Below are 23,603 nucleotides of genomic sequence, written 5' to 3' on the forward strand. Positions count from 1 at the left end.
CAGGTGGGGTGTTCGGGCAAATGCCCTTGCCGTGTCAGCGGTCCTTCGGGCCTGGGTGCGTGGGGCCCTTTCCGGGACGCTGCTCGCCGTCGTGGCCGTCCTTGGGCAGGCGGGAGCCGATGTGCGTGCCCGGCTTCGTCATCACCCGGTGGACGAGGAAGAAGCCCACGCTGAAGACGATGACGATGGCGATCGTGAGGAAGATGATGGCGCCGAGTCCCGGAGGCATCACTTGGCCAATCGCCGGCGGTCGAAGAAGTTCGCGTACCGGGCGCGGAAGCTGCCCATCCCGATCGACCCGCCGACGACGATGGTCGGGGCGCGTCCGGTGGGCACCGCGTCGACGAGGGTCTTGACCGAACCCCACGACTTCGAGAGATCCTCGACGTTGACGGCCCAGTCCTCGGGGACGACGACGATGAGCGAGCCCATCCCGGCGACGACCTCGATGTCGATCGTCGCCAGCGTCGTGTCGGCCTCGAGGAAGTTGAGCTCGATGTTCGACATCGACGGTTCGGCCCGGATGTAGGGCGGGACCTGCCAGCGGCCTCGGCGGTGCTCGGACTCCCACGTCGCCTTGACGACGAGCGGATCGGACGGATCCCAGCCGCGGGTCTGCTGATGGGGCGGGAGCCGGCGGGCCGGTGCGGAGGGCGGGGTTCGGCGGGCCACCTCGGTGCGGGGACGGTAGCGCTCCGAGGGCAGCTGAGTCGTGAGATCGGAGAGGACCTCATCGAGGTCGATGGGGAACTTCGCGCGCTGGACGAGCTCCATCCTCTCGTCGAGCTCCTCGACGGTGATCCGGCCGTCCCCGGCGGCTTCGCGCAGCATCTCGATCGCCTCGTCGCGCTCCTTGTGCCCGATCCGGAAGGTGCGGGCGGGATCGGAGTCCTCGGGCGGAGAGACGGCGTCGGTCATACGCACTATCGTGCCCGACATGGGGCCAGGGTCACAACGGGGACCGGTTCACAACGGGGACCGGGGCGAGGGACCGGTCGACGGACTGGTTGGCGACGATGACCGTGTCCTACGTCAGGGGGTGGCATTAGGCTTGTCCTGTGTCCACCGCACTGTACAGACGTTACCGCCCAGAGACCTTCGACGAGGTCATCGGTCAGGAGCATGTGACCGAGCCGCTCAAGGCCGCGATCGAACGCGGTCGCATCAATCATGCCTACCTGTTCTCGGGGCCGCGCGGCTGCGGAAAGACCACCTCGGCGCGAATCCTCGCGCGCTGTCTCAACTGCGAGAAGGGGCCGACCCCGATTCCGTGCGGTGAGTGCCCGAGCTGCCGCGACCTCGCCAACGGAGGACCCGGGTCGCTCGATGTCGTCGAGATCGACGCGGCCAGCCACAACGGCGTCGATGATGCCCGTGACCTGCGCGAACGCGCGATCTATGCGCCGGCCCGCGACCGGTACAAGGTGTTCATCCTCGACGAGGCGCACATGGTGACCTCGCAGGGCTTCAACGCTCTGCTCAAGATCGTCGAGGAGCCGCCGCCGCACATCAAGTTCATCTTCGCGACGACCGAACCCGAGAAGGTCATCGGGACGATCCGGTCGCGGACCCACCACTACCCGTTCCGGCTCGTGCCGCCCGAGGCGCTGGGGAACTATCTCGAAGAGCTCTGCGCGCGGGAGAACGTCCAGGTGGACAAGGGCGTGCTGCCGCTCGTCGTGCGTGCCGGCGGCGGGTCGGTGCGAGACACGCTGTCCGTGCTCGACCAGCTCATCGCGGGGTCCGGGCCCAACGGCGTCGACTATGCGACGGCGGTGGCGCTGCTCGGCTACACGCCGGACTCTCTGCTCAGCGACATCGTCGACGCGTTCTCCGCCGGGGACGGTGCAGGCGTCTACCGGGCGATCGAGCGCGTCATCGAATCGGGGCAGGATCCGCGGCGGTTCGTCGAGGACCTGCTCGAGCGGATGCGCGATCTCATCGTCATCCATGCCGCTCCCGAGGCCGCGCATGCGTTCCTGCCCGAGGTGCCGCCGGACCGTCTTGAGCGCCTCACCCTGCAGGCGCGCGGGTTCGGCCAGGCCGAGCTCTCCCGTGCCGCGGACATCCTCAACCAGGGCCTGACGGAGATGTCGGGGGCGACCTCGCCGCGGCTCCAGCTCGAGCTCATCTGCGCCCGCATCCTCCTGCCCGCCACCACCCGCAGCCGCGATGCCGTGCTCAGCCGCGTCGAGCGGATGGAGCGCCGGATCGGCATGTCCGCCTCCGGGTCGGGTGGGACGATTCCGCAGGCTCCCGTGCAGGCTGTTCCGCAGACTCCCGCCGAGGCGGTCGGTCCGGGTGCCGGGGCTGCCGGTCAAGGCGGTGCGCCGGTTGGTGACGGTCGGTCGGGTGCGCCGGTTAGTGGCGGCCAGGGCGGTGCCGGTGGTCAGGGTGGTGCGCCGGCTGGTGCCGGCGGTGGCGGGTCGGCGCAGGGCGCTGGGCCTTTCACGGATTCCGCCCCTGACGATTTCGACGAGCTCACCGCGATCGCGGCGGCGGCCGAATCCATGCTCAATGACGTGCCGGCGGCGGACTCCGCTCCGCACGCGGGTTCCGCTCCCGAACCGGGGTCGGCTCCTGCTGGGAACTCATCTCCTGCTGGCAACTCTGCTCCTGAACGCTTCGCGTCCGAGAACCCTGCTCCCGGAGGAGAGGGGGCTCGTAGCTCGAGCGGTGCCCCGGCGGGCCACAGGACGAATGCGGATCATCACGGATCACCTCGTCCCGGGTCGAACGCGCCGTCCGAGCGCAGGTCGTCCGAGTTCGGACCTGCCGAGCATGGGCCAACCGGGCGCGGGTCTGCCGACGCGCGGTCCGCTGACTCGCCTCCCAATGACCCGCGATCTGCCGACTCGCGATCTGCCGACCCGCGACAGGGTCAACCGCAGCAGTCGGCCGAGCAGCCCCAACAATCGGCAGGTCGGCCACAGCAGGACGCGCCGATGCACGCGCACCCGGGACCGCAGGGTCCCGGCGACAGTCAGCGCTCTGGTTCGCCGGAATCCGCTCGACAGAGCGACGGTGGCGAGCAGCGTTCCACGACTCAGCCGGCCGATTCTCGGCCCGCGTCGCCGTCTGCCGATCGTCCGTCGCACCCTGATGTTCAGCGCCCTGACCCGGTCGCCGACGAGAGTTCAGCGAATTCGGCACCGGCGGCATCGGGTGCCGGAGCCGGCGGCATCGGCGGAGAGATCGAAGCGATCCGTCGCGCCTGGCCGAGCATCCTCGCAGCGGTGGAGAAGCGCAGCCGCCTGACCCGCGCGATCATCGCTGCGAATGCGATCCCTCAGTCTTTCGCCGACGGCGTCGTCTACCTCGGCTTCAACAACGCCGGTTCGGTCCAGGGGTTCCAGCAGCGCGACCACGCGGCGAAGCTCGCCATGGCGATCAACGATGTCCTCGGCATCGAGGCTCGCATCGACATCGGCGACGTCGGACGCATCGGCGGCAATCAGGGCGGGAACTCAGGCGGACACGACCAGTCCGGACATGGCCTGAACCCGGCCGGCGGCAACCGCGGGCCGAGTGCTGACTTCCGGCGGCCGAGCCCGCAGGAGGTCGCCGCTGTCGTCGGGACCCGCGAGGTCGACAAGCCCCAGGTCGACCATGAGAAGTTCTGGGAGACCGGCGACTCGCCGCAGGGTCCCTGGTCCTCCGACGACGAGGAGGGGGAATCACCGGCTCAATCGGGTGCGTCGGAGAACTCTGCCGAGGCAGAGGACGCCGCCGATTCGACCCCCGCGGCACCCTCCGCTGACGAGCCGACTTCCGTTGACCGGTCGACTTCAGCCGACGATCCGGCCGCAGGAGTCGACACGGAATCCACCCCGGCCGATCCCGATTCGACCGCTGTGGCCCCCGTCGCTGACGGACTGGTCGGAGGCGTCGATTCCGCTTCCGCTCAGTCTGATTCCGCTCCGGCTGATCCGGACACCGGCGCTGCTCCCGTCGATCACGGTGTTGCTGCCGTCGACTCCGACATCGTCGTTCCCGACCTGTCCGATGAGGACTTCTTCGGTCCGCCCACGACCGGTGCCGGCCTCGGCGCCCCGGACGGCGGAGACTCAGCCATCGGAGAAGCAGCGTCGTCAGCGGTCGCGACGAACGCTGCGACGGACTCGCGAGCCGACGAGAACAGCACTGCGAGTTGGACTGATTCCGGGACTGGGGCCGGTGCTTCGACGTCTGCCGCCGATGAGTCGGCCGATGAGCCGATGGAGTACGTCCAACCACGGTGGGAAGAACCCGTCTGGCACGATGCGCCGCAGCGTTCGGGTCCAGCAGCCGCGGACGTCGACTCGACGAGTGCCGGCAGCGGTGCCGTCGACGTCGGGGCTGTCGTCGTGCCTCCTCCCGAGGACGACGATCTCGACTACCTCGGCGCGTATGCAGATCCCGATGTCGACTTCAGCGGACAGGGCAGTGCGGGCCAGCCGGCGCCGAATTCGACTCCCACGCCGGCCCCGACGGGAGGCGCCGGTGCGGTGAAGCCCTTCAAATCCCGCTTCGCCGCGATCGCCGAGCGCCACGGCATGGACACCGGCGGTTCGGTCGCACAGAACCCGCGCGGTGATGTCGGCGCGCCTGCCAGCCAGGCGCCAGGTGGCTTCGCCCCACAGCGCGCCGCCGCCCCGGAACCCTCGTCCACCGGGTCGATGGAGGACGAGTATGATCCGGAAACGGACCTCGACATCTCCGACGCCCCGCAGGTCGGGGTCTCGGTGATCGCCAAGGTCCTCGGCGGAGAGATCATCGATGAGAGAGACGTATGAGCGCAGTGTATGAAGGTGCCCTCCAGGACCTGGTCGAGGAATTCGGCAAGCTCCCGGGCATCGGGCCCAAGTCGGCCCAGAGGCTGGCGTTCCACATCCTCCAGGCCGACTCCGGCGATGTGAACGCGCTCGCCCAGGCGCTGAGCGCGGTGAAGAAGCGCGTGCGCTTCTGTGAGATCTGCGGCAACGTCTCCGAGGAGGCCGAGTGCACGGTCTGCCAGGATCCGCGTCGCGATCGCACGATGATCTGCGTCGTCGAAGAGCCCAAGGACGTCGTCGCCATCGAGCGCACGCGCGAGTACCGGGGCCTCTACCACGTCCTCGGCGGAGCGATCGATCCGATGGCGGGCATCGGGCCCGACAACCTGCGGATCAAGGAGCTCATGCCCCGTCTCCAGGACAGCGAGGTCGACGAGGTCGTCATCGCCACCGACCCGAACCTCGAGGGCGAGGCGACGGCGACCTACCTCGTGCGTCTGCTCGGCACCCTCGGTGTCACGGTCACCCGCCTGGCTTCCGGCCTTCCTGTCGGCGGCGATCTCGAGTACGCCGACGAGGTCACCCTCGGCCGGGCGTTCTCCGGCCGCCGCGAGATCGACTGAGCAGATTCCGCCGCGGCAGGCGTCCGCGACGGCACCCACGATCGGTCAGCAACGGCGGCTGTGACGCCACATGACTCCTCAGAATCCCTTGACTCCCGAGTGCGCACGGTGCAACATATTGATTATCGATATATCGATGATCGATAAGGTGACACGTGTTGCCCGGCAGCGGGATTCCGGACGTGTCCAGGTGATCACGAGAGCGGAGGCAGTGATGGAAGAGAACGCTCGACGACGCGAACCGGACGAACGAAAAGGGCTGCCCGCTGGAGGGGTGTTCCTCATCGCCTTCGCTCCCGGCATCTACGCCGTCTATCTGATCGGCCTCTTCGTCGCAGGGATCGTGCGATCCGAGATCACCGTACGGTTCGATCTGTCGAATTCGGACGTCGCCTCACTCGATCTCGCTGGCCATTCGGCGAATCTCAGCGGCCTCACGCAGGTCACGCTGTCAACCGGAGATCTGGCGACGGAGACGATGGTGTTCCTCATCATCGCGAAGCTCTCGCTGGTCCTCACACTCCTCGGCGCAGCAGTCGCCCTCGTTCCGGTGGTCAGGGCGATCTCGGCGGGCAATCCATTCACCCCTGCGGCTCTCCGGGCTCTGGGCGTTCTCAACTGGGTGCTCATGGGCGGCATCATCACGTACTTCATTTCGACGACTCTTGGGACGAATCTCGCCTCCCGAGATCTCAACATCGCGGACGAAGTGGGCTCCAGTGCGTCGATTGCGCAGACGTACGTCATCGTCGGCATCGTCGGCGTCATCGAGCTCCTCCGACGCAGCTTCGTCTCCGGGCGGAAGGCACAGGAAGAGCTCGAGGGGCTCGTCTGATGCCGGCCGACCTCGGCGAGGGGCGCGTGGTCTGCCATCTCGACGCGCTGCTCGTTCAGAGGGAGATGACGCTCACCGAACTGTCGAATGCCGTCGGCGTTTCGCTCGCCAACCTGTCGGTGCTCAAGAACAACCGCGCGAAGGCGATCCGGTACTCGACGCTCGTCGCCCTCTGCGCCGCGCTCGACTGCCAGCCGGGCGACATCTTCACCGTCGTTCCCTCCTCCCGGCCGCCGGCCGAGCCGGGCCAGGGATGACGCCACCTCGCGCCGCGGACACCGACACCCCGAAAGATGAGACGACTGTCTGCATGACGGGCACCCCCACGAGCGGCGGGAGCCACCTCCTACAATGGTGGGGACGCCGGTTCGCCGACGCCGCCTGCACGTACGAGCATCATCGCGGGCATCGGCACCGCGAGAGCATCGACCGGCGCAGTCCGCACACGCGAACAGGAAGAGACTTTCAGTGAGCATTGTCGTCCAGAAGTTTGGCGGGTCCTCCGTTGCCGACGCCGAGTCGGTCAAACGGGTGGCCCAACGCATCGTCGAATACCGGCAGGCCGGCCACGAGGTGGTCGTGGTGGTGTCGGCGATGGGGGACAGCACGGACGACCTCATCGACCTCGCCCAGCAGGTCTCCCCGCTGCCGCCGGCCCGCGAACTCGACATGCTGCTCACCGCCGGTGAGCGGATCTCCATGGCCGTGCTCGCGATGGCGATCGCCAACCTCGGCTTCGAGGCCCAGTCCTTCACCGGTTCGCAGGCCGGCGTCATCACCGACGAGCAGTTCGGCAAGGCGCGGATCATCGACGTCACGCCCGGCCGCATCCGCTCCGCCCTCGACGACGGCAACATCGCCATCGTCGCGGGCTTCCAGGGAGTGAGCCAGACGGCGAAGAACATCACGACGCTCGGCCGTGGCGGCTCGGACACGACCGCAGTCGCACTCGCGGCCGCGCTCGGCGCCGATGTCTGCGAGATCTACACCGACGTCGACGGCGTCTTCACCGCCGACCCGCGCATCGTCTCGACAGCGCGCAAGATCGACGAGATCGGGTTCGAGGAGATGATGGAGATGGCCGCCTCGGGGGCCAAGGTCCTCATGCTCCGCTGCGTCGAATACGCTCGCCGCTACGACGTGCCCGTCCACGTGCGCTCGTCGTTCTCCCGCAAACAGGGCACCTGGGTCACCGACTCGCCCGTCCCCGAAGCATTTCTGCCGGCACGCAGTGCGAAGGCAGCGGAATCAGAAACGGAGTCCACCATGGAACAGGCAATCATCTCCGGTGTCGCCCACGATCGCTCGGAGGCCAAGGTCACGATCGTCGGCGTGCCCGACATCCCCGGCAAGGCGGCGGAGATCTTCAAGACGATCGCCGGCCAGGAGATCGACATCGACATGATCGTCCAGAACATCTCCACCCGGGAGCCCGGCAAGACCGACATCTCCTTCACCCTGCCGAAGACGGACGGGTCGAAGGCGATCGAGGCCCTCGACGCCGCCAAGGCGAAGATCGGCTTCGACCAGGTCCGCTACGACGACCAGATCGGCAAGCTCTCCGTCGTCGGCGCCGGCATGCGCTCCCACCCGGGTGTGACCGCGACGCTCTTCGAAGCGCTCAGCGACGCTCAGGTCAACATCGACATGATCTCCACCTCGGAGATCCGCATCAGCGTCGTCACCAGGGCCGACCTGCTCGACGACGCCGTCCGCGCCGCACACGCGGCGTACGGACTCGACAGTGACGAAGACGAAGCAGTGGTCTACGGAGGGACAGGACGATGAGCGTTTCAATCGGAGTGGTCGGAGCAACCGGCCAGGTGGGCGGGGTCATGCTCGACCTCCTCGCCGATGATCCCGGGTTCGAGATCGACACCCTGCGCCTCTTCGCCTCGGCGCGCTCGGCCGGCAAGGTCGTCGAATTCCAGGGCCGTGAGATCGTCGTCGAGGATGCCGCCGAGGCGGACCCGACCGGTCTCGACATCGCCCTGTTCTCCGCCGGCGGAGCGACCTCCCGGGCGCAGGCCGAGCGCTTCGCCGCGGCCGGGGTCATCGTCGTCGACAACTCCTCGGCGTGGCGCTCGGACCCCGAGGTCCCACTCGTCGTCAGCGAGGTCAACCCCGGCGCCCTCGACTCCGTGCCCAAGGGGATCATCGCGAACCCCAACTGCACGACGATGGCCGCGATGCCCGTGCTCAAGGCCCTCGACGCCGAGGCGGGGCTCAAGCGCCTCATCGTCGCGACCTACCAGGCGGTGTCCGGCTCGGGTCTCAGCGGCGTCGAGGAGCTCGCCGGTCAGCTCGAAGCCGGCGTCGCCGATGCCCGCAAGCTCACCCGCGACGGCAGTGCCGTCGACCTTCCTGCGCCGGACAACTACGTCGAGCCCATCGCCTTCAACGTCCTGCCGCTGGCGGGCAGCATCGTCGACGACGGTGAGCTCGAGACCGACGAGGAGAAGAAGCTGCGCAACGAGAGCCGGAAGATCCTCGACCTTCCCGACCTCCTCGTCGCCGGCACGTGCGTGCGCGTGCCCGTGTTCACCGGGCACAGCCTGAGCATCCACGCGGAATTCGACGGAGACATCACCCCCGAACGCGCCACGGAGATCCTCAGCAGCGCCCCCGGTGTCGTCCTCGATGAAGTGCCCACCCCGCTCAAGGCGGCCGGGAACGACCCGAGCTACGTCGGGCGCATCCGCGCCGACCAGTCGGCACCCGCGGGCAAGGGGCTCGTGCTCTTCGTCTCGAACGACAACCTGCGCAAGGGCGCGGCGCTCAACACCGTGCAGATCGCGGCGCTCCTCGCCGAGAAGCTCGCGTCCCAGGCAGCCTGAGCGCGGAGCGCCCGATGAGCGCTGGTGGCAACCTGAGCTGACGCATAAACAGGTTGCTATATATAAATATTTATATTAGTGGCGGGCCCTTCGGCTGAGTAGTGTGAGCGACAGCAACGCTCCCCTGCAACCGAAAGGCCCGCCATGCGCTTGTCCCGTCTTCCCCTCCGCAGCGGGGCGATCCTGCTCTCCTGCGGCCTGCTGCTCGCCGGGTGCGGAGGCGGTTCGGCCACGGGGTCGAGCGAACTCTCGATCGTCACCTCGACGAACGTCTACGCCGACATCGTCTCCCAGGTCGCCGGCGATGCGGCGAACGTGACCGCGATCATCGACGACCCCAACCAGGATCCCCACTCGTATGAGGCGACGACGCGGGACCGGCTCAAGCTCTCCAAGGCCGACCTCGTCGTCATCAACGGCGGCGGGTACGACAGCTTCATGACGACGATGCTCGAGGCCTCCGACGCGACCCCGGAGATCATCGACGTCGTCGCGATCTCCGGACTGCCCGGCTCCGAGGACGTCAGCAGCGCGCCCCATTCCCACGGTGACGGCGAGGATGAGTCTGCGGGCGGCGAGCACACCGGGCACACCGAAGCCGACGGTCATGATGCCGACGGCGACAGCCACGAGGGCCACGACCACGGCGAGGCCGGCCATGAGGGTCACGACCACGGCGAGTTCAACGAACACCTCTGGTACTCGGTGCCGACGATGGTCAGGCTCGTCGACGACGTCGCCGTCCACCTCGGCGAAGCCCTGCCGGAGCGCGAGGACGACATCGCCGCGAACGCCGAGGCCTACAAGGAGCAGCTCGGCGGACTCGAGACGACGATCGACGCGATCAGGACCGACCACGGGGGCGACAAGGTCGCGACGACCGAACCCGTCCCGCTGTGGCTCTTCGACGACATGGGGCTTGACAACATCACGAGTCCGGAGTTCCTCGCCGCCGTCGAGGAGGGCAATGATGTGCCGCCGCTCGTGCTCAAGGACGCCGAGGAGCAGATCTCCTCCCGGGAGGCGGTCCTCCTCGGATACAACACCCAGGCAGCGGGACCGCAGGCCGAACAGCTCAAGGCCACAGCCGAATCCTCGGACGTCCCCGTCGTCGACCTCGCCGAGACGATGCCCACAGGCGCGCAGTACACCGATTGGATCGGGGAGAGCATCGACGCGATCTCCCAGGCACTCGAAGGACACGATCACTGATGAACCCTGAGACGAACACGGCCGCCCTGCCGCAGAGCATCGCCACCGCACCGGGCGCGCCGCCTTCCGGCGGGGACGGTGCGGAGGTCAGACAGGCACCGGTCATCGAAGTCCACGATGCCGAGCTGCGCTTCGGCGACCGGGTGCTCTGGCACGACCTCAATCTCGAGGTCGCGCCGGGGGAGTTCCTCGCCGTCCTCGGCCCCAACGGGACGGGGAAGACGACGCTGCTCAAGGTCCTCCTCGGCGAACATCAGCTCCACCACGGCAGCGCGGAGATCGACGGCCGGCCGATCCACGCGGGCAACCCGGCGATCGGCTACATCCCACAGCAGCGGGGAATCGACCCGCACACCCCGATGCGCGGACGCGACATCGTGCGGATGGGCATCGACGGCTACCGGTGGGGGCCGGGATGGCCGTCGAGGAAGCGGCGGAAGCACGTCGACGAACTCCTCGCCGCCGTCGGCGCGACCGCCTACGCCGACGCCCCGGCCGGCACGCTGTCCGGGGGAGAGCTGCAGCGGCTGCGCGTCGCGCAGGCCCTGGCGAGCAACCCTTCGGTGCTCCTGTGCGACGAACCCCTGCTCTCCCTCGACATGCACCATCAGCAGGTCGTCGCCGGTCTCATCAACGAACAGCGTGACACGCGCAACGCCGCCGTCCTCTTCGTCACCCATGAGATCAACCCGATCCTGCCCTACGTTGACCGCGTCCTCTACATCGTGGGCGGGCATTTCCTCATCGGCACCCCCGCCGAGGTGATGACCACCGAATCGCTCACCCGGCTCTACGGCTCACCCGTCGAGGTCGTCCGCGTCGGCGGGCGCCTCATCGTCGTCGGCGGCGAGGACGAGTGCATCGACCACCACGTCCACCCCGGCCACCACGCCGGCGGCGAGACCGCGGACACGGGTGCTGCGGCACACCCGGGTGCCGCGGCGAGCCGAGGAGCGCACCGATGACCGTCACCGAGATCTTCGGCAGCCTGTTCTCCTTCGAGGACTACGGCGAACTCGTCGCCCTGCTCGCCAACTCGCTCATCGCCGCCGGCCTCCTCGGCGTCGTCGGCGGCCTCATCAGCGTCTTCGTCATGGCCCGTGACATCCCCTTCGCCGTCCACGGGATCTCCGAGCTCTCCTTCGCCGGCGCTGCGTTCGCCCTCCTCGTCGGCTTCGACGTCGTCACCGGGTCGATCGTCGGTTCGATCCTCGCGGCCCTCATCATCGGCGTCGGCGGAGCCAGAGCCTCGGAGAAGAACGCGATCATCGGCGTGCTCATGCCCTTCGGGCTCGGCCTGGCGATCCTCTTCCTCGCCCTCTACGACGGTCGCTCGGCGAGCAAGTTCGGGCTGCTCACCGGTCAGATCGTCGCGATCACCCCGGGCCAGATCACCACGCTCGTCGTCTCTGCGCTCATCGTCCTCGCCGTCCTCGCGTTCGTCTGGCGCCCGCTCCTCTTCGCCAGCCTCGACCCCGAGGTCGCGCGGGCGAAGGGGGTCCCCGTCTCCGTGCTCACGATCGTCTTCATGCTCACCCTCGGCCTCGCCGTGGCCCTGAGCGTCCAGATCGTCGGGGTCCTCCTCGTCCTCGCCCTCCTCATCACCCCGGCCGCCGCGGCCACCCAGGTCTCGGCGTCACCGGTGTGGGTCCCGGTGCTCAGCGTGATCTTCGCGGTCACCGCCTCGGTGGGCGGCATCCTCATCGCCCTCGGCTCACCCGTGGTCCCGATCAGCCCGTTCGTCACGACGATCTCCTTCCTCATCTACCTCGTCTGCCGGGTCATCGGCCACCGCCGCTTCACCGCGCTGCACCGTCGGCGGGTTGCGCGGGCAGGCAGGGCTCGAACGTCGGCTGAGCCTGCGGCGACCGCCTAGACTGGGGCGAATGAAGAAACGCGCACTTGTCGCCGGCGCCCTCGCCGTCCCCGCGGCCGCCGGCATCTGGGGAGCGGGCATCGAACCCCACCTCTTCACCGTCCGCCGCCACACCCTGCCGCTGCTGCCGGCCGGTGCCGAGCCGATCCGCATCCTCCACGTCGCCGACCTCCACCTCACCTCGTGGCAGAGGCATCGTGCCGCGTGGGTGGCGGGCCTGACGAGACTCGAGCCCGACCTCGTCGTCAACACCGGAGACAACCTCTCCGCCGACATCGTGCCGACCGTCCTCGACGTCTTCGACGGCCTGCTCGATGTCCCCGGCGTCTTCGTCCTCGGATCCAACGACTTCTTCTCCCCGCAGGCGAAGAATCCCGCGAAGTACCTGCGCTCGCCCTCGGAGGTCAAGCACCGCACCGAACCCGATCTCGACGTCAGGTCCCTGGTCCGCGGGTTCGAGGACCGCGGGTGGGTGTTCCTCGACAACGCCGAGGCGGTGCTGGAGATCCGGGGGACCCGCATCGGCTTCGCGGGGCTCGGCGATGCCCACATCGATCGTGACCGGATCCGCCTCGACGCCGCCGGCGAGCTGGTCTTCCCGCGCTTCGATGCCGCGGCGGAGCTGACGATCGGCGTCACGCACGCCCCCTACTCCCGAACCCTGGAGGCGTTCGCCTCGGCGGGAGCCGACCTCATCATGGCCGGACACACCCACGGCGGTCAGATCCGGGTGCCGTTCTGGGGTGCGCCGGTGACGAACTGCGACCTCGATCGGACACGGGCGCGCGGAGTGTTCCCATATCGTGATGCAACCGTCGAGATCTCCGCCGGCCTCGGGTTCTCACCGTTCTCACCGGTGCGTTTCGCCTCACCACCGGAAGTCGCACTGCTCACCCTGGTGCCCCGCCCCTAGGGTTTTCACCGTTCTTTGAGTGAGCGCTCATCTGCGGTTGGTTAAACTTGGTTTCATGGTGTCTCCTGAGTCAAATGCTGAACCGACCAAGATGGCGGCCTTCCTCCAGTTCGTCGCGGTGAGCGCGGTGGCTGGAATCGTGGCCGCCGGTCTTGCCATCCCCGGAGTCGGTGTCGCCACCGCCAGCGCGAACAGCGCGGTCGACATCTTCAACGCCCTTCCCGCGACCCTCGAGGAACGCGACCTCGGCGAGAAGTCGACGATGCTCGCAGCCGACGGCTCGAAGATCGCCGACTTCTACTGGCAGAACCGCGTCGAGGTTCCCCTCGAGGAGATCTCGCAGCCGATGCAGGACGCGACGATCTCCGTCGAGGACTACCGGTTCTTCGACCACGGCGGCATCGACCTCGAGGGCATCGCCCGCGCGGCCGTGCACAACATGGTCTCCTCGACGACGCAGGGCGGATCGACGCTGACTCAGCAGTACGTGAAGAACGTGCTGGCGGAGAACGCCAACGCGGAGTCGAACCAGGCAGGCATCGACGCCGCGAAGGAGTCGGAGGGCACCGCCGGCTACGCACGCAAGCTCCGTGAGGCCAAACTCGCCGTGGCGGTCGAGAACAAGTACAGCAAGCAGGAGATCCTCAACCGCTACCTCAACATCAACAACTACTCGGGTTCGCCGAACGTCTACGGCGTTCAGGCCGCCGCGTATCGGTACTGGGGCATCGACGCCAAGGACCTCAACATCCAGCAGTCGGCGATGCTCGCCGGCATCGTCCAGAATCCTGCGGCGTTCAACCCGCAGCGATTCCCCGACGCCGTGCTCGAACGTCGCAACGTCGTGCTCGGACAGATGCTCAAGTACGGCCACATCACGCAGGCGGAGTACGACGAGGCGGTCAAGACGGGCCTCGACCTCAACCTCCAGGAGACGCCGAACGGCTGTTCCGCCGCTGAGAACAACGCGGAGTTCTTCTGTGACTATGTCACCAACGTCATCAAGAACGACGAATCCTTCGGCGAGACCGTCGAAGACCGACTCGCGCTCCTGCAGCGCGGCGGTCTGACGATCACGACGAGCCTCAACCCCGACATCCAGAAGATCGCGGACAAAGAGGTCAAGAAGCGCGTTCCCGTCGGCGATCCCTCGGGTGCCGGCCACGCGCTGGTGACGGTCGAACCCGGCACCGGCGAGGTCATCGCCATGGCCGAGAACCGTGAGTACACGGTCGGGGAGGTCAGCGAAGAGGACAAGAACACCAAGACGAGCATCAACTACACCGTCGACAAGAAGCACAATGGCGGTGGTGGGTTCCAAGTCGGATCGACATGGAAGCCGTTCGTGCTCGCGACATGGCTCAAGGAGGGCAAGAGCCTCAACGCGACGGTGAATGCGACGAAGCGCAACTTCCCGGCGAGCTCCTGGAAGTACAGCGGTTGCCCCGCGATGGGCGGCGACTGGGATCCGAACAACGCCGGTGACGGCGGCGGCAACGGCTCGATGTCCGTGCTCGAGGCGACCAAGAAGTCCGTCAACACCGGTTACGCCGCGATCGGCAACCAGCTCAACATGTGCGAGATCATGAACACCGCGACGGATCTCGGCATCCGCTACGGCAGCGGCGCACCGCTGGACCAGGCTGACGACGCCGGCTTCATCCAGGCGCTCTCGCCCTCGTCGATCCTCGGAACGACGGAGACGACCCCGATCGCCATGGCGGCCGCGTTCGCGACGTTCGCCAACGACGGAGAGTTCTGCGGCCCGAAGCCGATCCTCGAGATCACCGACCGCAACGGCAAGAACATGGACGTCCCCGGTGAGGGCTGCAAGCAGGTGCTCGACAAGGACGTCGCCCGCGGCGTCGCGTACGCACTGTCGCAGACGTTCAACGGCGGCACGACGAGCAGCCTCGGCATCGGCGTTCCGGCCGGCGCGAAGACCGGTACGACGAACTTCGAGGTCGGCCACACCTGGCTGCTCGGCTTCACGAAGACCCTGTCGACGGCCGTGTGGACCGGTGACCCCAGCGGTACCCGCGACTGGCGCAAGAACAGCAAGGGCAAGGTCCGCGGTCAGATCTACGGTGCGACGATCTCCGGTAAGACCTGGCAGTCGTACATGAGCAAGGCCGTGAAGTACACGAAGGGCAACACCGGGTTCCCCAAGCCCAGCTCGAAGTACTTCCAGGGCGGCGGCAGCGGCGGTGGATCCGGCAGCGGCGGCAGCTCGAACGGCGGCGGTGGAGGCACCGGCGGCGGAGGCGGAGGCGGCGGCACCGGTGGCGGTGGCGGCGGCTCCCAGAACGGCGGCGGTGGCGGAGGCGGCACCGGCGGCGGCGGAGGCGGCGGCGGTGGAGACACCGGCGGCGGAGGCGACGGCGGCGGGGACGAAGCTCCCGGCCTCGGCGGCAACTGAGCCAGACCCAGCGGGGCGAGACGACAGACCATGTCGTCTCGCCCCGCTTCGCATGTGTCGGCGATGCCCCACGCCCAGCGCATCTCCGCTAGTGTGGGGAGCGGCGTCGTCGCGGGTCCTCCGGGCACCGGCGACGCCCGATCCCGCCCGGGCGGCCCGGGCGACGACAACCAGGCAAGGAGAGCCATGACCAAGTGGGAATACGCCACCGTTCCGCTAATCGTCCACGCGACGAAGCAGATCCTCGACCAGTGGGGTGAGGACGGCTACGAACTCGTGCAGGTCGTGCCCGGACCGGACAACAACGGACTCGTCGCCTACCTCAAGCGCCCCAAGGCCTGACCCACCGCACCTCGTCGAAGGAGACCACCCATGTCGAAAGTGCTCGACCGCATCGCCGAACTCGACCTTGAGCTGCCCACGGTCGCCGCCCCCGCCGGCGTCTACGTCCCCGCGCTGCGCACCGGCAACTACGTCTACACCTCGGGTCAGCTGCCGGTCGTCGACGGCTCCCTGCCGACGACGGGCCACCTCGGCGCCGAGGTCGACGTCGACACCGGCTACCAGCTGGCCAGGATCGCCGGGCTCAACGCCCTGGCGGCCATCGCCTCGGTGATCGGGGATCTCGACAGGATCGTCCGCGTCGTCAAGGTCACCGGCTTCGTCAACTCGACCGACGACTTCACCCAGCAGCCGGCCGTCATCAACGGCGTCTCCGAGCTCTACGGTGAGATCTTCGGCGAGAAGGGCCAGCACGCGCGCAGCGCCGTCGGCGTCAACACCCTGCCCCTCGGCACTCCCGTCGAGGTCGAGGTCGTCGTCGAGGTCGAGGACGATGCCGCTTAGCGGACGCAATCTGCCCGTCTCCTCGGAGCTGACCTGGCTGCTCGATCTCTGGCGCACCGAGGGGCGGCGGCCCGTTCCCGAGCCTCCGCGTCCCGCCTCGGCGATCATCCTCGTCCGGGACACCCGGGAGGGGCTCGAGACGTTCGTGACCCGCCAGCTCGACGTGCGCGGGGTCGAGGACCGCAACCGGCTCGCCTACCCGGTGGGGGAGCTGCGGCCCACCGACCTGCGCAATGTTCCGGTGACCGGGTGGAAGTCGACGCGCTGTGCGCGGACGCTGGCGCTGGAGAACAAGTCGCGGGCGCTGCAGCAGTTCTCGGCGGCCGCACGGGTTGCGTTCGCGGCGACCGGCGTCATGCTCGCCGAGAACGTCGACCATGACCTCGTCGCCTCGCCGCAGACGGACTGGCAGTCCGTCCGGTACAAGCTCCTGTCGAATGAGATCGGCTGGACGCAGGTGCTGCGCGAGCGCGATCTCAAGCTGCGCCCGGATCTGCTCAAACCGTGGATGCGGTGGATCAACACCGCCACGCAGCTCCACCGCTTCGACACGACGTACTTCCTCGCCGCGGTGCCGTTCGGTCAGGAGGTCGACTTCCTCACCTCGAACGAGAGCTCGGGGCGGTGGCAGCGGCCCGAGGAGATCCTCGCCGATGCGGCCGACGATCCGAACCGGATCAGTGCGAGCACCCGCCTCATCGTCGAGAGCCTCGTGCCCGTCCACAGCGTCGGTGCCGCCATGGCGCAGGTGCGCGACATCCACCCGCTGCGTCCGGAGATCATCGACGAGGACGGGGAATGGCGGCTGATCATCCAGCCCCGCCGCGACTTCCATCGCAAGGGAACGCTGCGCGACAACGAGGTGGCCGTCGGCGACGACGAGAAGGACGAGAGCCCGAGCCTCATGAGCCTGGGCGGCGAGGACGACGACGCCGTGGTCGACGAGGAGAACGAGGACACATGAGGATCCGCGCGAACAATCCCTCACCGATGACCCTGACCGGGACGAATACGTACGTCATCGCCTCGGCCGATGACACCTCGGCGGTGGTCATCGACCCGGGACCGGAGCTGGCGGAGCACCGGGAGGCCATCCTCGCCGAGGTGGGGGACCGGAGACTGACCGCGATCGTCCTCACCCACCAGCACGCCGATCATTCCGATATGCTCGGGTCCGTCGACGAATGGGCGCCCGAGGTGCCCGTCTATGCGGTGCTCGACCGATTCGCCCGGCACACCCCGCCGGTGCGCGATGGGCAGCGGATCGCGTTCGGCAGCGATCCTGCCGATGTCCTCGAGGTCGTCGCGACCCCGGGGCACACGAGCGACAGCATCAGCATCATTTACGACGGCGTACTCTTCAGCGGCGACACGATCCTCGGGGAGGGGACGACGATCGTCACGTACCCGGAAGGCTCCCTCGGCGACTATCTCGACAGCCTCGATCGCCTCCGTGCGCTTCTCGATGCCGGTGCGTACACCCGGATCGAACCGGCGCACGGACCGACGATCGACAATCCCGCCGAGGTGATCGACCACTACCGCACCCACCGGCAGGAGCGCATCGGCCAAGTCCGCGCCGCTCTCGCTCAGGGTGCGACGACGGCGGCTGAGGTCACTGACATCGTCTACCACGACGTCGATCCCAGCGTCCGCGGGGCCGCCGAGCAGATCGTGCGCGCCCAGCTCAGCTACCTCGGTGAGCTCGCTGCCGAGGACGCGTAGGAGGTCAGCGGACGACCGCCTCGGTAGCCTGACCGCCGGCGGGCGACGAGGACGCTCATCGAGAGACCTGGACTTATCGGACGGACGACGAACGCCCCGACTGCTGTCGGGGCGTTCGTCTCACTCTGGAGGCCGGTTAGGGGCCTGCGGGGTGTGATCAGCGGGCGCGGTTGCGCATGCGCTCCATGTCGAGGATGACGACCGAACGCGCTTCGAGGCGGATGAAGCCACGGGCGGCGAAGTCGGCGAGGGCCTTGTTCACGGTCTCACGGGAGGCACCGACGAGCTGGGCGAGCTCCTCCTGCGTGAGGTCGTGCGCGACGAGCACACCGTCGGGAGCCGGCTTCGAGAAGCGTGCGGCGAGGTCGAGCAGCGCCTTGGCGACACGACCGGGAACATCGGAGAACACGAGGTCGCCGACCGTCTCGTTCGTCCGGCGCAGTCGCTGGGCCAGCGCCTTGAGCAGGTTGAGTCCCGCCTGCGGACGATCCTTGAGCCACGTCGTGAGGTCCTCGTGCTTGAGGCTGAGCAGCTCGGACTGGGAGACCGCGGTGACGGTGGAGGAGCGCGGGCCCGGATCGAAGAGGCTGAGCTCGCCGATGATCTCACCCGGCCCGACGACGGAGAGCAGGTTCTCGCGGCCGTCGGAGGACTCGCGGCCGATCTTGAGCTTTCCGGTGGACACGATGTAGAGCTCGTCTCCGGCATCGCCTTCGTGGAAGAGCACGGTGCCCCGGCGGAGGCTCCGCGGGTTCATGAACTTCATCAGCGCGCTCGTCGATTCGTCATCGAGTCCGGCAAAAAGTGTTGCGCCCCGCACAACTTCTGTATCCACAATGTCCTCCTTGTGATGGTCTCCACACATAAATCTACCTGGTCAAGGGTACCTATACCACCAAATGCGCGCGTGTGGGCGGATGAATGAGGAATATGAGGGTGTGTTGTCGTTTCCTGGAGACTGCCTCGCTTGGGTCCCTTCATGTGTGAGCGGGACAACTGCGGTTTCGATTCCCGCGGATTAGGATGGTGAGTCGTGTTGACGGTGGCAGAGAAGAGTGCGCGGAAGTTCGCGAAGGAGACCCCGCTGGGGAAGAAGCGACGTGCCCGGAAGATCAACCGGATCCTCGCCGAGGTGTACCCCAACGCCCAGGTCGAACTCGACTTCGCGACCCCGTTCCAGCTCCTCATCGCCACCGTGCTCTCCGCCCAGACGACGGACATCCGCGTCAATTCGGTCACCCCGGGACTCTTCGCCGCGTTCCCCGACGCGCACGCGCTCGCGGTGGCCAACCTCGGCGAGGTCGAGGAGCTCATCCATTCGACAGGGTTCTACCGGGCGAAGGCCCGCAACATCGTCAAGCTCGCCGGCGACCTCGTCGAGAAGTACGACGGTGAGGTGCCGCGGACGATGGAGGAGCTCGTCGAGCTCGCCGGCGTCGGACGGAAGACGGCGAACGTCGTCCTCGGCAACGCCTTCGACACCCCGGGCATCACCGTCGACACCCATATGGGCCGCCTCGCGCGCCGGTTCGGGTGGACGACGGAGACGGACCCGGTCAAAGCCGAAGAGGACATCGCCGGACTCTTCGAGACCAAGGACCTCACCCTGCTCTCGCACCGGGTGATCTTCCACGGCCGTCGCATCTGCCACTCCCGCAGACCCGCGTGCGGAGCGTGCCCGCTCATGACCCTGTGCCCGTCGTTCGGCATCGGCGAACTCGACCCCGAGAAGGCCCGTGAGATGTTCCGGTACGAGATGGCGCCCTTGGCATGAGCGATTTCCTCCACGGACTCCACGATGCCGACCGTACGGGATCGGGGTCGACCGGCGCCGAGGCGGCAGGCAGTGACAACCCGGCCGACGCCGAGCTGCGCGACCAGCTCACCCGCCTCGCCGCCTCACAGGGTTCGCCGCTGTGGCTGCGCCGGGCGAAGGCCCGCGGCGATGCCGTCGTCCGCGACGCCGCAGTCCTCATGCTCTTCGGTCGCGGCGGGAAGCCCCGCACCGCCGCCGGCCGCGACGTGCTCCCGGCCCTGGCGGACAAGGGCGTCTCCGACGTCGACCTCGTGCTCCTCCAGCGCGCGAGCACGCTGCGCCACCACCCCGGTCAGGTCGCCTTCCCCGGAGGCGGACGCGATCCCGAGGACGACTCGCTCATCGCCGCGGCCCTGCGCGAAGCCGAAGAGGAGGCCGGCATCGTCCCCGCCAGCGTCGACGTCCTCGGCCAGCTCGAGCCGCTCTACATCCCCGTGAGCAAGTTCCAGGTCACCCCCGTCATCGGCTACTGGGCGGTGCCCGGCGTCGTCGCCGTCATGGACGAAGCCGAGTCGTACTCCGTCTACCGCGTCGCCATCGCCGACCTCGTCGCCCCGGCCAACCGCGGCAGCTTCTCCCGCCCCGACCTCGCACTGACCACCCCCGCCTTCGACGTCGGCGTCTTCAAGGTGTGGGGCTTCACCGCGGGCATCCTCGACTTCGCCCTCGACGAACTCGGCTGGGCCGTCGACTGGGACCGCGACGCCCACATCGACATCGACTTCTGAGGACGCGGTCTCGGGGGAGGGCTTCGCAGGCTCGGAGCCGCCTCGGTGGGTGGGCTCCACCGAAACGTCCCCGCGGGGACGTGGGTGGGCAAATGTCGTTCTGCTGGCGAAACGTCGTTCTGCCGGTCAGAGGTTTCGCGCTGACAGTGGATGATGGCGAAAAGTCGAAATGCTCCACAACTTGTCGACCGCGCGAGTACTTCTGGCCGACACGATCTCGGCACCGCCGGCGAGTCGCCCAGGCAGTGCCTGCCGGACGCGACGCGAGGCGAACCCGGGTGGGACGCGAATGGCGCCGAGCTCCCGGGGGAGTCTCGGCGCCATTCGCCTGCTTGCTGTCGGTGCCCCGGTCGCGGGGCACCGGCTCAGTAGCGGGGGCCGGAGGGGTTCTTCAGGGCCCGCTTGACGGCGGCGACGAGTGCCTGCGCCGAGGCGATCGCCCCGCCGGGCACCGGGTTGCCCTTCTTGAGGATCGGCACCGCGATGAGCACAAGGATGATTGCGAGCACCGCGAGGATGCCGAAGATCATGAGGAAGCTTCCCCACCACGGCCATCCGAGTCCCTCACGGAACGCCGAGGCGCCGGCGAAGATCACCATGAACGATGACAGGAACAGGAAGAACAGGGCGACGAGCGCGAGTGCCGAACCGATGCCCAGATTCTTCGCACCGGCGGTGGCCTCGGCCTTCGCCAGGGCGAGCTCCTCCTCGGCGATCGCCTTGGAATCGTCGCCGATGTCCTTGATCAGTTCGCTGATCGACCTCTCGGCCATGAGTGCTCCTATCGACAGAACGGTGTGACAATCTTCCTTAAGAGTAGTCTCAACGTTCGTGCTCGCCAAAGACGTTGCGGACTGAATTCGGCCCGCGCCGATCCCACCGTCGGATCAGGACTTCGCCACCGATTCCTCGATGAGCTTCATCACCGAGGAATCGGCGAGGGTCGTGGCGTCCCCGACCTCGCGGTTCTCGGCGACATCCTTGAGCAGGCGCCGCATGATCTTGCCCGACCGGGTCTTCGGCAGCTCGGAGACGATGTGCACCTGCTTGGGCTTGGCGATCGGTCCGATCTCCTTGCCGACGAACTGGCGCAGCTCCTCGGCGGTCTCCGGGCTGTCCTCGACTCCGCCGACGGTGATGACGAACGCGATGACGGCCTGCCCGGTCGTGTCGTCGGCCGCACCGACGACCGCCGCCTCGGCGACGGAGGGATGGGCGACGAGCGCGGACTCGATCTCAGCGGTCGAGAGCCGATGGCCGGAGACGTTCATGACGTCATCGACCCGGCCGAGGAACCAGATGTCCCCGTCTTCGTCGCGGCGCGCCCCGTCACCGGCGAAGTACGTGTCGGGGAACCGCGACCAGTAGGTCTCCTTGAAGCGCTCGGGGTCCTTCCAGATCCCGCGCAGCATCGACGGCCACGGCTGGCGGATGACGAGGAGGCCGCCTTCGGGTCCGGCCGGGTTCTCACCGGTGTCGTCGACGACGTCGACGGCGATGCCGGGGATCGGACGCTGAGCCGACCCCGGTTTGGTCGCGAGCACGCCGGGCAGCGGCGCGATCATGTGGGCGCCGGTCTCCGTCTGCCACCACGTGTCGACGATCGGGCAGCGACCGCCGCCGATGACCCGGTTGTACCAGCGCCAGGCCTCGGGGTTGATCGGTTCGCCGACGCTGCCGAGCAGGCGCAGGCTGGACAGGTCGTACTTCGCGGGGATGTCCTCACCCCACTTCATGAACGTGCGGATCGCCGTCGGTGCCGCATAGAGGGTCGTCACCTTGTTCTTCTCGACGATCTCCCACCAGCGACCCTGATCGGGAGTGTCGGGGGTGCCTTCGTAGATCACCTGGGTCATGCCCATGGCCAGCGGGCCGTAGGCGACGTAGGAGTGTCCGGTGATCCATCCGACATCGGCGGTGCACCAGAAGACGTCGGTCTCCGGCTTCGCATCGAAGACGGCCTTCATCGTGTAGAGGACCTGCGTGAGGTATCCGCCCGAGGTGTGGAGGATGCCCTTGGGCTTGCCCGTCGTGCCGGAGGTGTAGAGGATGAACAGAGGGTTCTCCGCGTCGAAGAACTCCGCCTCGTGCTCGGGGCTCGCCTTCTCCACGGTGTCGTGCCACCACATGTCGCGGCCCTCGGTGAAGTCGACGTCCTGGCCGGTGCGGCGGACGACGAGGACGGATTCGACCGGGGTGTCTCCCGTCGACAGGGCCTCGTCGACGGCGGGTTTGAGGCTCGTCTCCTTCCCGCGACGGTAGCTGCCGTCGGCGGTGATGACGACCCGCGCCTCGGCGTCGATGATCCGCGAGCGCAGCGCATCGGCGGAGAACCCGCCGAAGACGACGGAATGAGCAGCGCCGAGGCGGGCCGACGCGAGCATCGCGATGACCGCTTCGGGAATCATCGGCAGGTAGATCGCCACGCGATCGCCGGCTTTGACGCCGAGCTCGGTGAGCGTGTTCGCCGCCTTCGACACCTCGGCGAGGAGCTCGGCATAGGTGTATTCACGGGAATCGCCGGGTTCGCCTTCGAACTTGATGGCGACCCGGTCGCCGTTGCCGGCGAGCACATGACGGTCGAGCGCGTTGTAGGCGACGTTGAGCTTGCCGTCGGCGAACCACTTCGCGAAGGGCGGATTCGACCAGTCGAGCACCTCGGTGAAGTCCTGCTGCCAATCGACGAGGTCACGCGACTGCTCCGCCCAGAACGCTTCGAAGTCGTCGGAACCGCGCTCATAGGCGTCTGCCTTGACGTTGGCTGCGGCCGCGAACTCCTCGGGCGGGGCGAAGGTTTCGGTCGCCTCGGTGCTGTCGGTCATGATTCCCTCCGGCTTCTTTGATGGAACGAAGATTCTCTCTGCACTGTATACCCGGGCCAGGCGGTGCGGTCACCGCCGTTCAGGCGCTGAACAGCGTCAGTCGGGGGTAGTCATCGGCACCCTGCTGTGCTAAGACTTGCCGGGTTCGCACGGTCGCCGGCGGTCGGACAAGGGGACTGTCGGTGTCGAATGACTGC

General features: G+C 67.8%; 22 protein-coding genes. 17 read left to right on the forward strand and 5 right to left on the reverse strand.

Translation table 11 applies throughout. The annotated features are described in order from the left end of the window. Positions 1-34: 34 nt before the first annotated feature. Complete coding sequence (locus ACFQ91_RS07400; RefSeq protein WP_198500652.1) at positions 35-229, reverse strand: hypothetical protein; 195 nt, start codon at positions 227-229, stop codon at positions 35-37. Continuing rightward, positions 229-918, reverse strand: a complete 690-nt coding sequence (locus tag ACFQ91_RS07405; protein WP_198500653.1) for a DUF1707 domain-containing protein — start codon at positions 916-918, stop codon at positions 229-231. Before ACFQ91_RS07405 ends, ACFQ91_RS07400 begins: the two co-directional genes overlap by 1 nt. A gap of 140 nt (positions 919-1,058) precedes the next feature. On the opposite strand from ACFQ91_RS07405, the gene ACFQ91_RS07410 reads away from it, so the two are divergent. From ACFQ91_RS07410 to ACFQ91_RS07480, 15 genes are all read left to right on the forward strand, one after another. Next, entirely contained in the window at positions 1,059-4,775 is a 3,717-nt protein-coding gene (locus ACFQ91_RS07410; protein ID WP_198500654.1) for a DNA polymerase III subunit gamma and tau, read from the forward strand. A gap of 5 nt (positions 4,776-4,780) precedes the next feature. Beyond that, positions 4,781-5,377, forward strand: coding sequence for a recombination mediator RecR (recR, locus tag ACFQ91_RS07415; protein ID WP_137825126.1), 597 nt, complete (start codon positions 4,781-4,783; stop codon positions 5,375-5,377). A gap of 214 nt (positions 5,378-5,591) precedes the next feature. Next, on the forward strand, positions 5,592-6,212 hold the full coding sequence (locus ACFQ91_RS07420) for a hypothetical protein (protein ID WP_198500656.1): 621 nt from the start codon (positions 5,592-5,594) through the stop codon (positions 6,210-6,212). Beyond that, a complete protein-coding gene (locus ACFQ91_RS07425) occupies positions 6,212-6,469 on the forward strand; it encodes a helix-turn-helix transcriptional regulator (protein ID WP_198500657.1) in 258 nt (85 codons plus the stop codon). The genes ACFQ91_RS07420 and ACFQ91_RS07425 overlap by 1 nt, the downstream gene beginning before the upstream one ends. A gap of 211 nt (positions 6,470-6,680) precedes the next feature. Next, the gene (locus tag ACFQ91_RS07430; RefSeq protein WP_137825063.1) at positions 6,681-8,000 is read left to right on the forward strand and encodes an aspartate kinase; all 1,320 of its coding nucleotides are present in this window, start codon (positions 6,681-6,683) and stop codon (positions 7,998-8,000) included. Next, positions 7,997-9,049, forward strand: a complete 1,053-nt coding sequence (locus ACFQ91_RS07435; protein WP_198500658.1) for an aspartate-semialdehyde dehydrogenase — start codon at positions 7,997-7,999, stop codon at positions 9,047-9,049. The genes ACFQ91_RS07430 and ACFQ91_RS07435 overlap by 4 nt, the downstream gene beginning before the upstream one ends. Before the next feature lie 144 nt (positions 9,050-9,193). Next, on the forward strand, positions 9,194-10,261 hold the full coding sequence (locus ACFQ91_RS07440) for a metal ABC transporter solute-binding protein, Zn/Mn family (RefSeq protein ID WP_198500659.1): 1,068 nt from the start codon (positions 9,194-9,196) through the stop codon (positions 10,259-10,261). Then, positions 10,261-11,226, forward strand: a complete 966-nt coding sequence (locus ACFQ91_RS07445) for a metal ABC transporter ATP-binding protein (RefSeq protein ID WP_232623847.1) — start codon at positions 10,261-10,263, stop codon at positions 11,224-11,226. Before ACFQ91_RS07440 ends, ACFQ91_RS07445 begins: the two co-directional genes overlap by 1 nt. Beyond that, positions 11,223-12,137 carry a metal ABC transporter permease gene (locus tag ACFQ91_RS07450; protein ID WP_198500660.1) on the forward strand — a complete coding sequence of 305 codons (915 nt, stop codon included), beginning with the start codon at positions 11,223-11,225 and terminating at the stop codon, positions 12,135-12,137. Before ACFQ91_RS07445 ends, ACFQ91_RS07450 begins: the two co-directional genes overlap by 4 nt. Positions 12,138-12,147: 10 nt before the next feature. Continuing rightward, positions 12,148-13,050, forward strand: a complete 903-nt coding sequence (locus tag ACFQ91_RS07455) for a metallophosphoesterase (RefSeq protein WP_198500661.1) — start codon at positions 12,148-12,150, stop codon at positions 13,048-13,050. 55 nt (positions 13,051-13,105) lie between these two features. Then, positions 13,106-15,469 carry a transglycosylase domain-containing protein gene (locus tag ACFQ91_RS07460; protein WP_198500662.1) on the forward strand — a complete coding sequence of 788 codons (2,364 nt, stop codon included), beginning with the start codon at positions 13,106-13,108 and terminating at the stop codon, positions 15,467-15,469. A gap of 186 nt (positions 15,470-15,655) precedes the next feature. Next, positions 15,656-15,811 (forward strand): hypothetical protein, encoded by a 156-nt coding sequence (locus ACFQ91_RS07465; RefSeq protein ID WP_171007136.1) that lies wholly within the window; start codon positions 15,656-15,658, stop codon positions 15,809-15,811. Positions 15,812-15,841: 30 nt separating this feature from the next. Beyond that, positions 15,842-16,315 (forward strand): RidA family protein, encoded by a 474-nt coding sequence (locus tag ACFQ91_RS07470; protein WP_140955489.1) that lies wholly within the window; start codon positions 15,842-15,844, stop codon positions 16,313-16,315. Then, positions 16,305-17,279 (forward strand): hypothetical protein, encoded by a 975-nt coding sequence (locus ACFQ91_RS07475; RefSeq protein ID WP_140955490.1) that lies wholly within the window; start codon positions 16,305-16,307, stop codon positions 17,277-17,279. Before ACFQ91_RS07470 ends, ACFQ91_RS07475 begins: the two co-directional genes overlap by 11 nt. After that, entirely contained in the window at positions 17,276-18,040 is a 765-nt protein-coding gene (locus ACFQ91_RS07480) for an MBL fold metallo-hydrolase (protein ID WP_140955491.1), read from the forward strand. The genes ACFQ91_RS07475 and ACFQ91_RS07480 overlap by 4 nt, the downstream gene beginning before the upstream one ends. Positions 18,041-18,197: 157 nt before the next feature. Here the strand turns inward: ACFQ91_RS07480 and ACFQ91_RS07485 are convergent, their stop codons facing one another. After that, positions 18,198-18,875: a Crp/Fnr family transcriptional regulator gene (locus ACFQ91_RS07485; protein WP_137827074.1), complete on the reverse strand. Its 678-nt coding sequence runs from the start codon at positions 18,873-18,875 to the stop codon at positions 18,198-18,200. 198 nt (positions 18,876-19,073) lie between these two features. Here ACFQ91_RS07485 and nth point away from each other — a divergent pair, with 198 nt between their 5' ends. After that, positions 19,074-19,814, forward strand: a complete 741-nt coding sequence (gene nth / locus ACFQ91_RS07490) for an endonuclease III (protein WP_181365654.1) — start codon at positions 19,074-19,076, stop codon at positions 19,812-19,814. Next, complete coding sequence (locus ACFQ91_RS07495; protein ID WP_140955492.1) at positions 19,811-20,584, forward strand: CoA pyrophosphatase; 774 nt, start codon at positions 19,811-19,813, stop codon at positions 20,582-20,584. Before nth ends, ACFQ91_RS07495 begins: the two co-directional genes overlap by 4 nt. A 365-nt stretch (positions 20,585-20,949) precedes the next feature. On the opposite strand, the gene ACFQ91_RS07500 is transcribed toward ACFQ91_RS07495, so the two are convergent. Both ACFQ91_RS07500 and acs read right to left on the reverse strand, forming a co-directional pair. Further along, positions 20,950-21,357, reverse strand: a complete 408-nt coding sequence (locus tag ACFQ91_RS07500) for a phage holin family protein (protein WP_140955493.1) — start codon at positions 21,355-21,357, stop codon at positions 20,950-20,952. Positions 21,358-21,471: 114 nt separating this feature from the next. Further along, positions 21,472-23,406 carry an acetate--CoA ligase gene (acs, locus tag ACFQ91_RS07505; RefSeq protein WP_198500663.1) on the reverse strand — a complete coding sequence of 645 codons (1,935 nt, stop codon included), beginning with the start codon at positions 23,404-23,406 and terminating at the stop codon, positions 21,472-21,474. Between the last annotated feature and the right edge of the window lie 197 nt (positions 23,407-23,603).

Source organism: Brevibacterium sp. NPDC056726, assembly GCF_042790515.1.
GTDB lineage: Bacteria > Actinomycetota > Actinomycetes > Actinomycetales > Brevibacteriaceae > Brevibacterium > Brevibacterium sanguinis.

What these genes read in the sequence shown, in the direction of transcription:
- ACFQ91_RS07425 (WP_198500657.1), top strand. Translation starts at nt 6,212, where the DNA reads ATGCCGGCCGACCTCGGCGAGGGGCGCGTGGTCTGCCATCTCGACGCG.
- ACFQ91_RS07460 (WP_198500662.1), top strand. Translation starts at nt 13,106, where the DNA reads ATGGTGTCTCCTGAGTCAAATGCTGAACCGACCAAGATGGCGGCCTTC.
- ACFQ91_RS07450 (WP_198500660.1), top strand. Translation starts at nt 11,223, where the DNA reads ATGACCGTCACCGAGATCTTCGGCAGCCTGTTCTCCTTCGAGGACTAC.
- ACFQ91_RS07475 (WP_140955490.1), top strand. Translation starts at nt 16,305, where the DNA reads ATGCCGCTTAGCGGACGCAATCTGCCCGTCTCCTCGGAGCTGACCTGG.
- ACFQ91_RS07500 (WP_140955493.1), bottom strand. Translation starts at nt 21,357, where the DNA reads ATGGCCGAGAGGTCGATCAGCGAACTGATCAAGGACATCGGCGACGAT.
- ACFQ91_RS07495 (WP_140955492.1), top strand. Translation starts at nt 19,811, where the DNA reads ATGAGCGATTTCCTCCACGGACTCCACGATGCCGACCGTACGGGATCG.
- ACFQ91_RS07455 (WP_198500661.1), top strand. Translation starts at nt 12,148, where the DNA reads ATGAAGAAACGCGCACTTGTCGCCGGCGCCCTCGCCGTCCCCGCGGCC.
- ACFQ91_RS07435 (WP_198500658.1), top strand. Translation starts at nt 7,997, where the DNA reads ATGAGCGTTTCAATCGGAGTGGTCGGAGCAACCGGCCAGGTGGGCGGG.
- ACFQ91_RS07440 (WP_198500659.1), top strand. Translation starts at nt 9,194, where the DNA reads ATGCGCTTGTCCCGTCTTCCCCTCCGCAGCGGGGCGATCCTGCTCTCC.
- ACFQ91_RS07480 (WP_140955491.1), top strand. Translation starts at nt 17,276, where the DNA reads ATGAGGATCCGCGCGAACAATCCCTCACCGATGACCCTGACCGGGACG.
- ACFQ91_RS07465 (WP_171007136.1), top strand. Translation starts at nt 15,656, where the DNA reads ATGACCAAGTGGGAATACGCCACCGTTCCGCTAATCGTCCACGCGACG.
- ACFQ91_RS07400 (WP_198500652.1), bottom strand. Translation starts at nt 229, where the DNA reads ATGCCTCCGGGACTCGGCGCCATCATCTTCCTCACGATCGCCATCGTC.
- acs (WP_198500663.1), bottom strand. Translation starts at nt 23,406, where the DNA reads ATGACCGACAGCACCGAGGCGACCGAAACCTTCGCCCCGCCCGAGGAG.
- ACFQ91_RS07405 (WP_198500653.1), bottom strand. Translation starts at nt 918, where the DNA reads ATGACCGACGCCGTCTCTCCGCCCGAGGACTCCGATCCCGCCCGCACC.
- ACFQ91_RS07445 (WP_232623847.1), top strand. Translation starts at nt 10,261, where the DNA reads ATGAACCCTGAGACGAACACGGCCGCCCTGCCGCAGAGCATCGCCACC.
- ACFQ91_RS07470 (WP_140955489.1), top strand. Translation starts at nt 15,842, where the DNA reads ATGTCGAAAGTGCTCGACCGCATCGCCGAACTCGACCTTGAGCTGCCC.
- ACFQ91_RS07420 (WP_198500656.1), top strand. Translation starts at nt 5,592, where the DNA reads ATGGAAGAGAACGCTCGACGACGCGAACCGGACGAACGAAAAGGGCTG.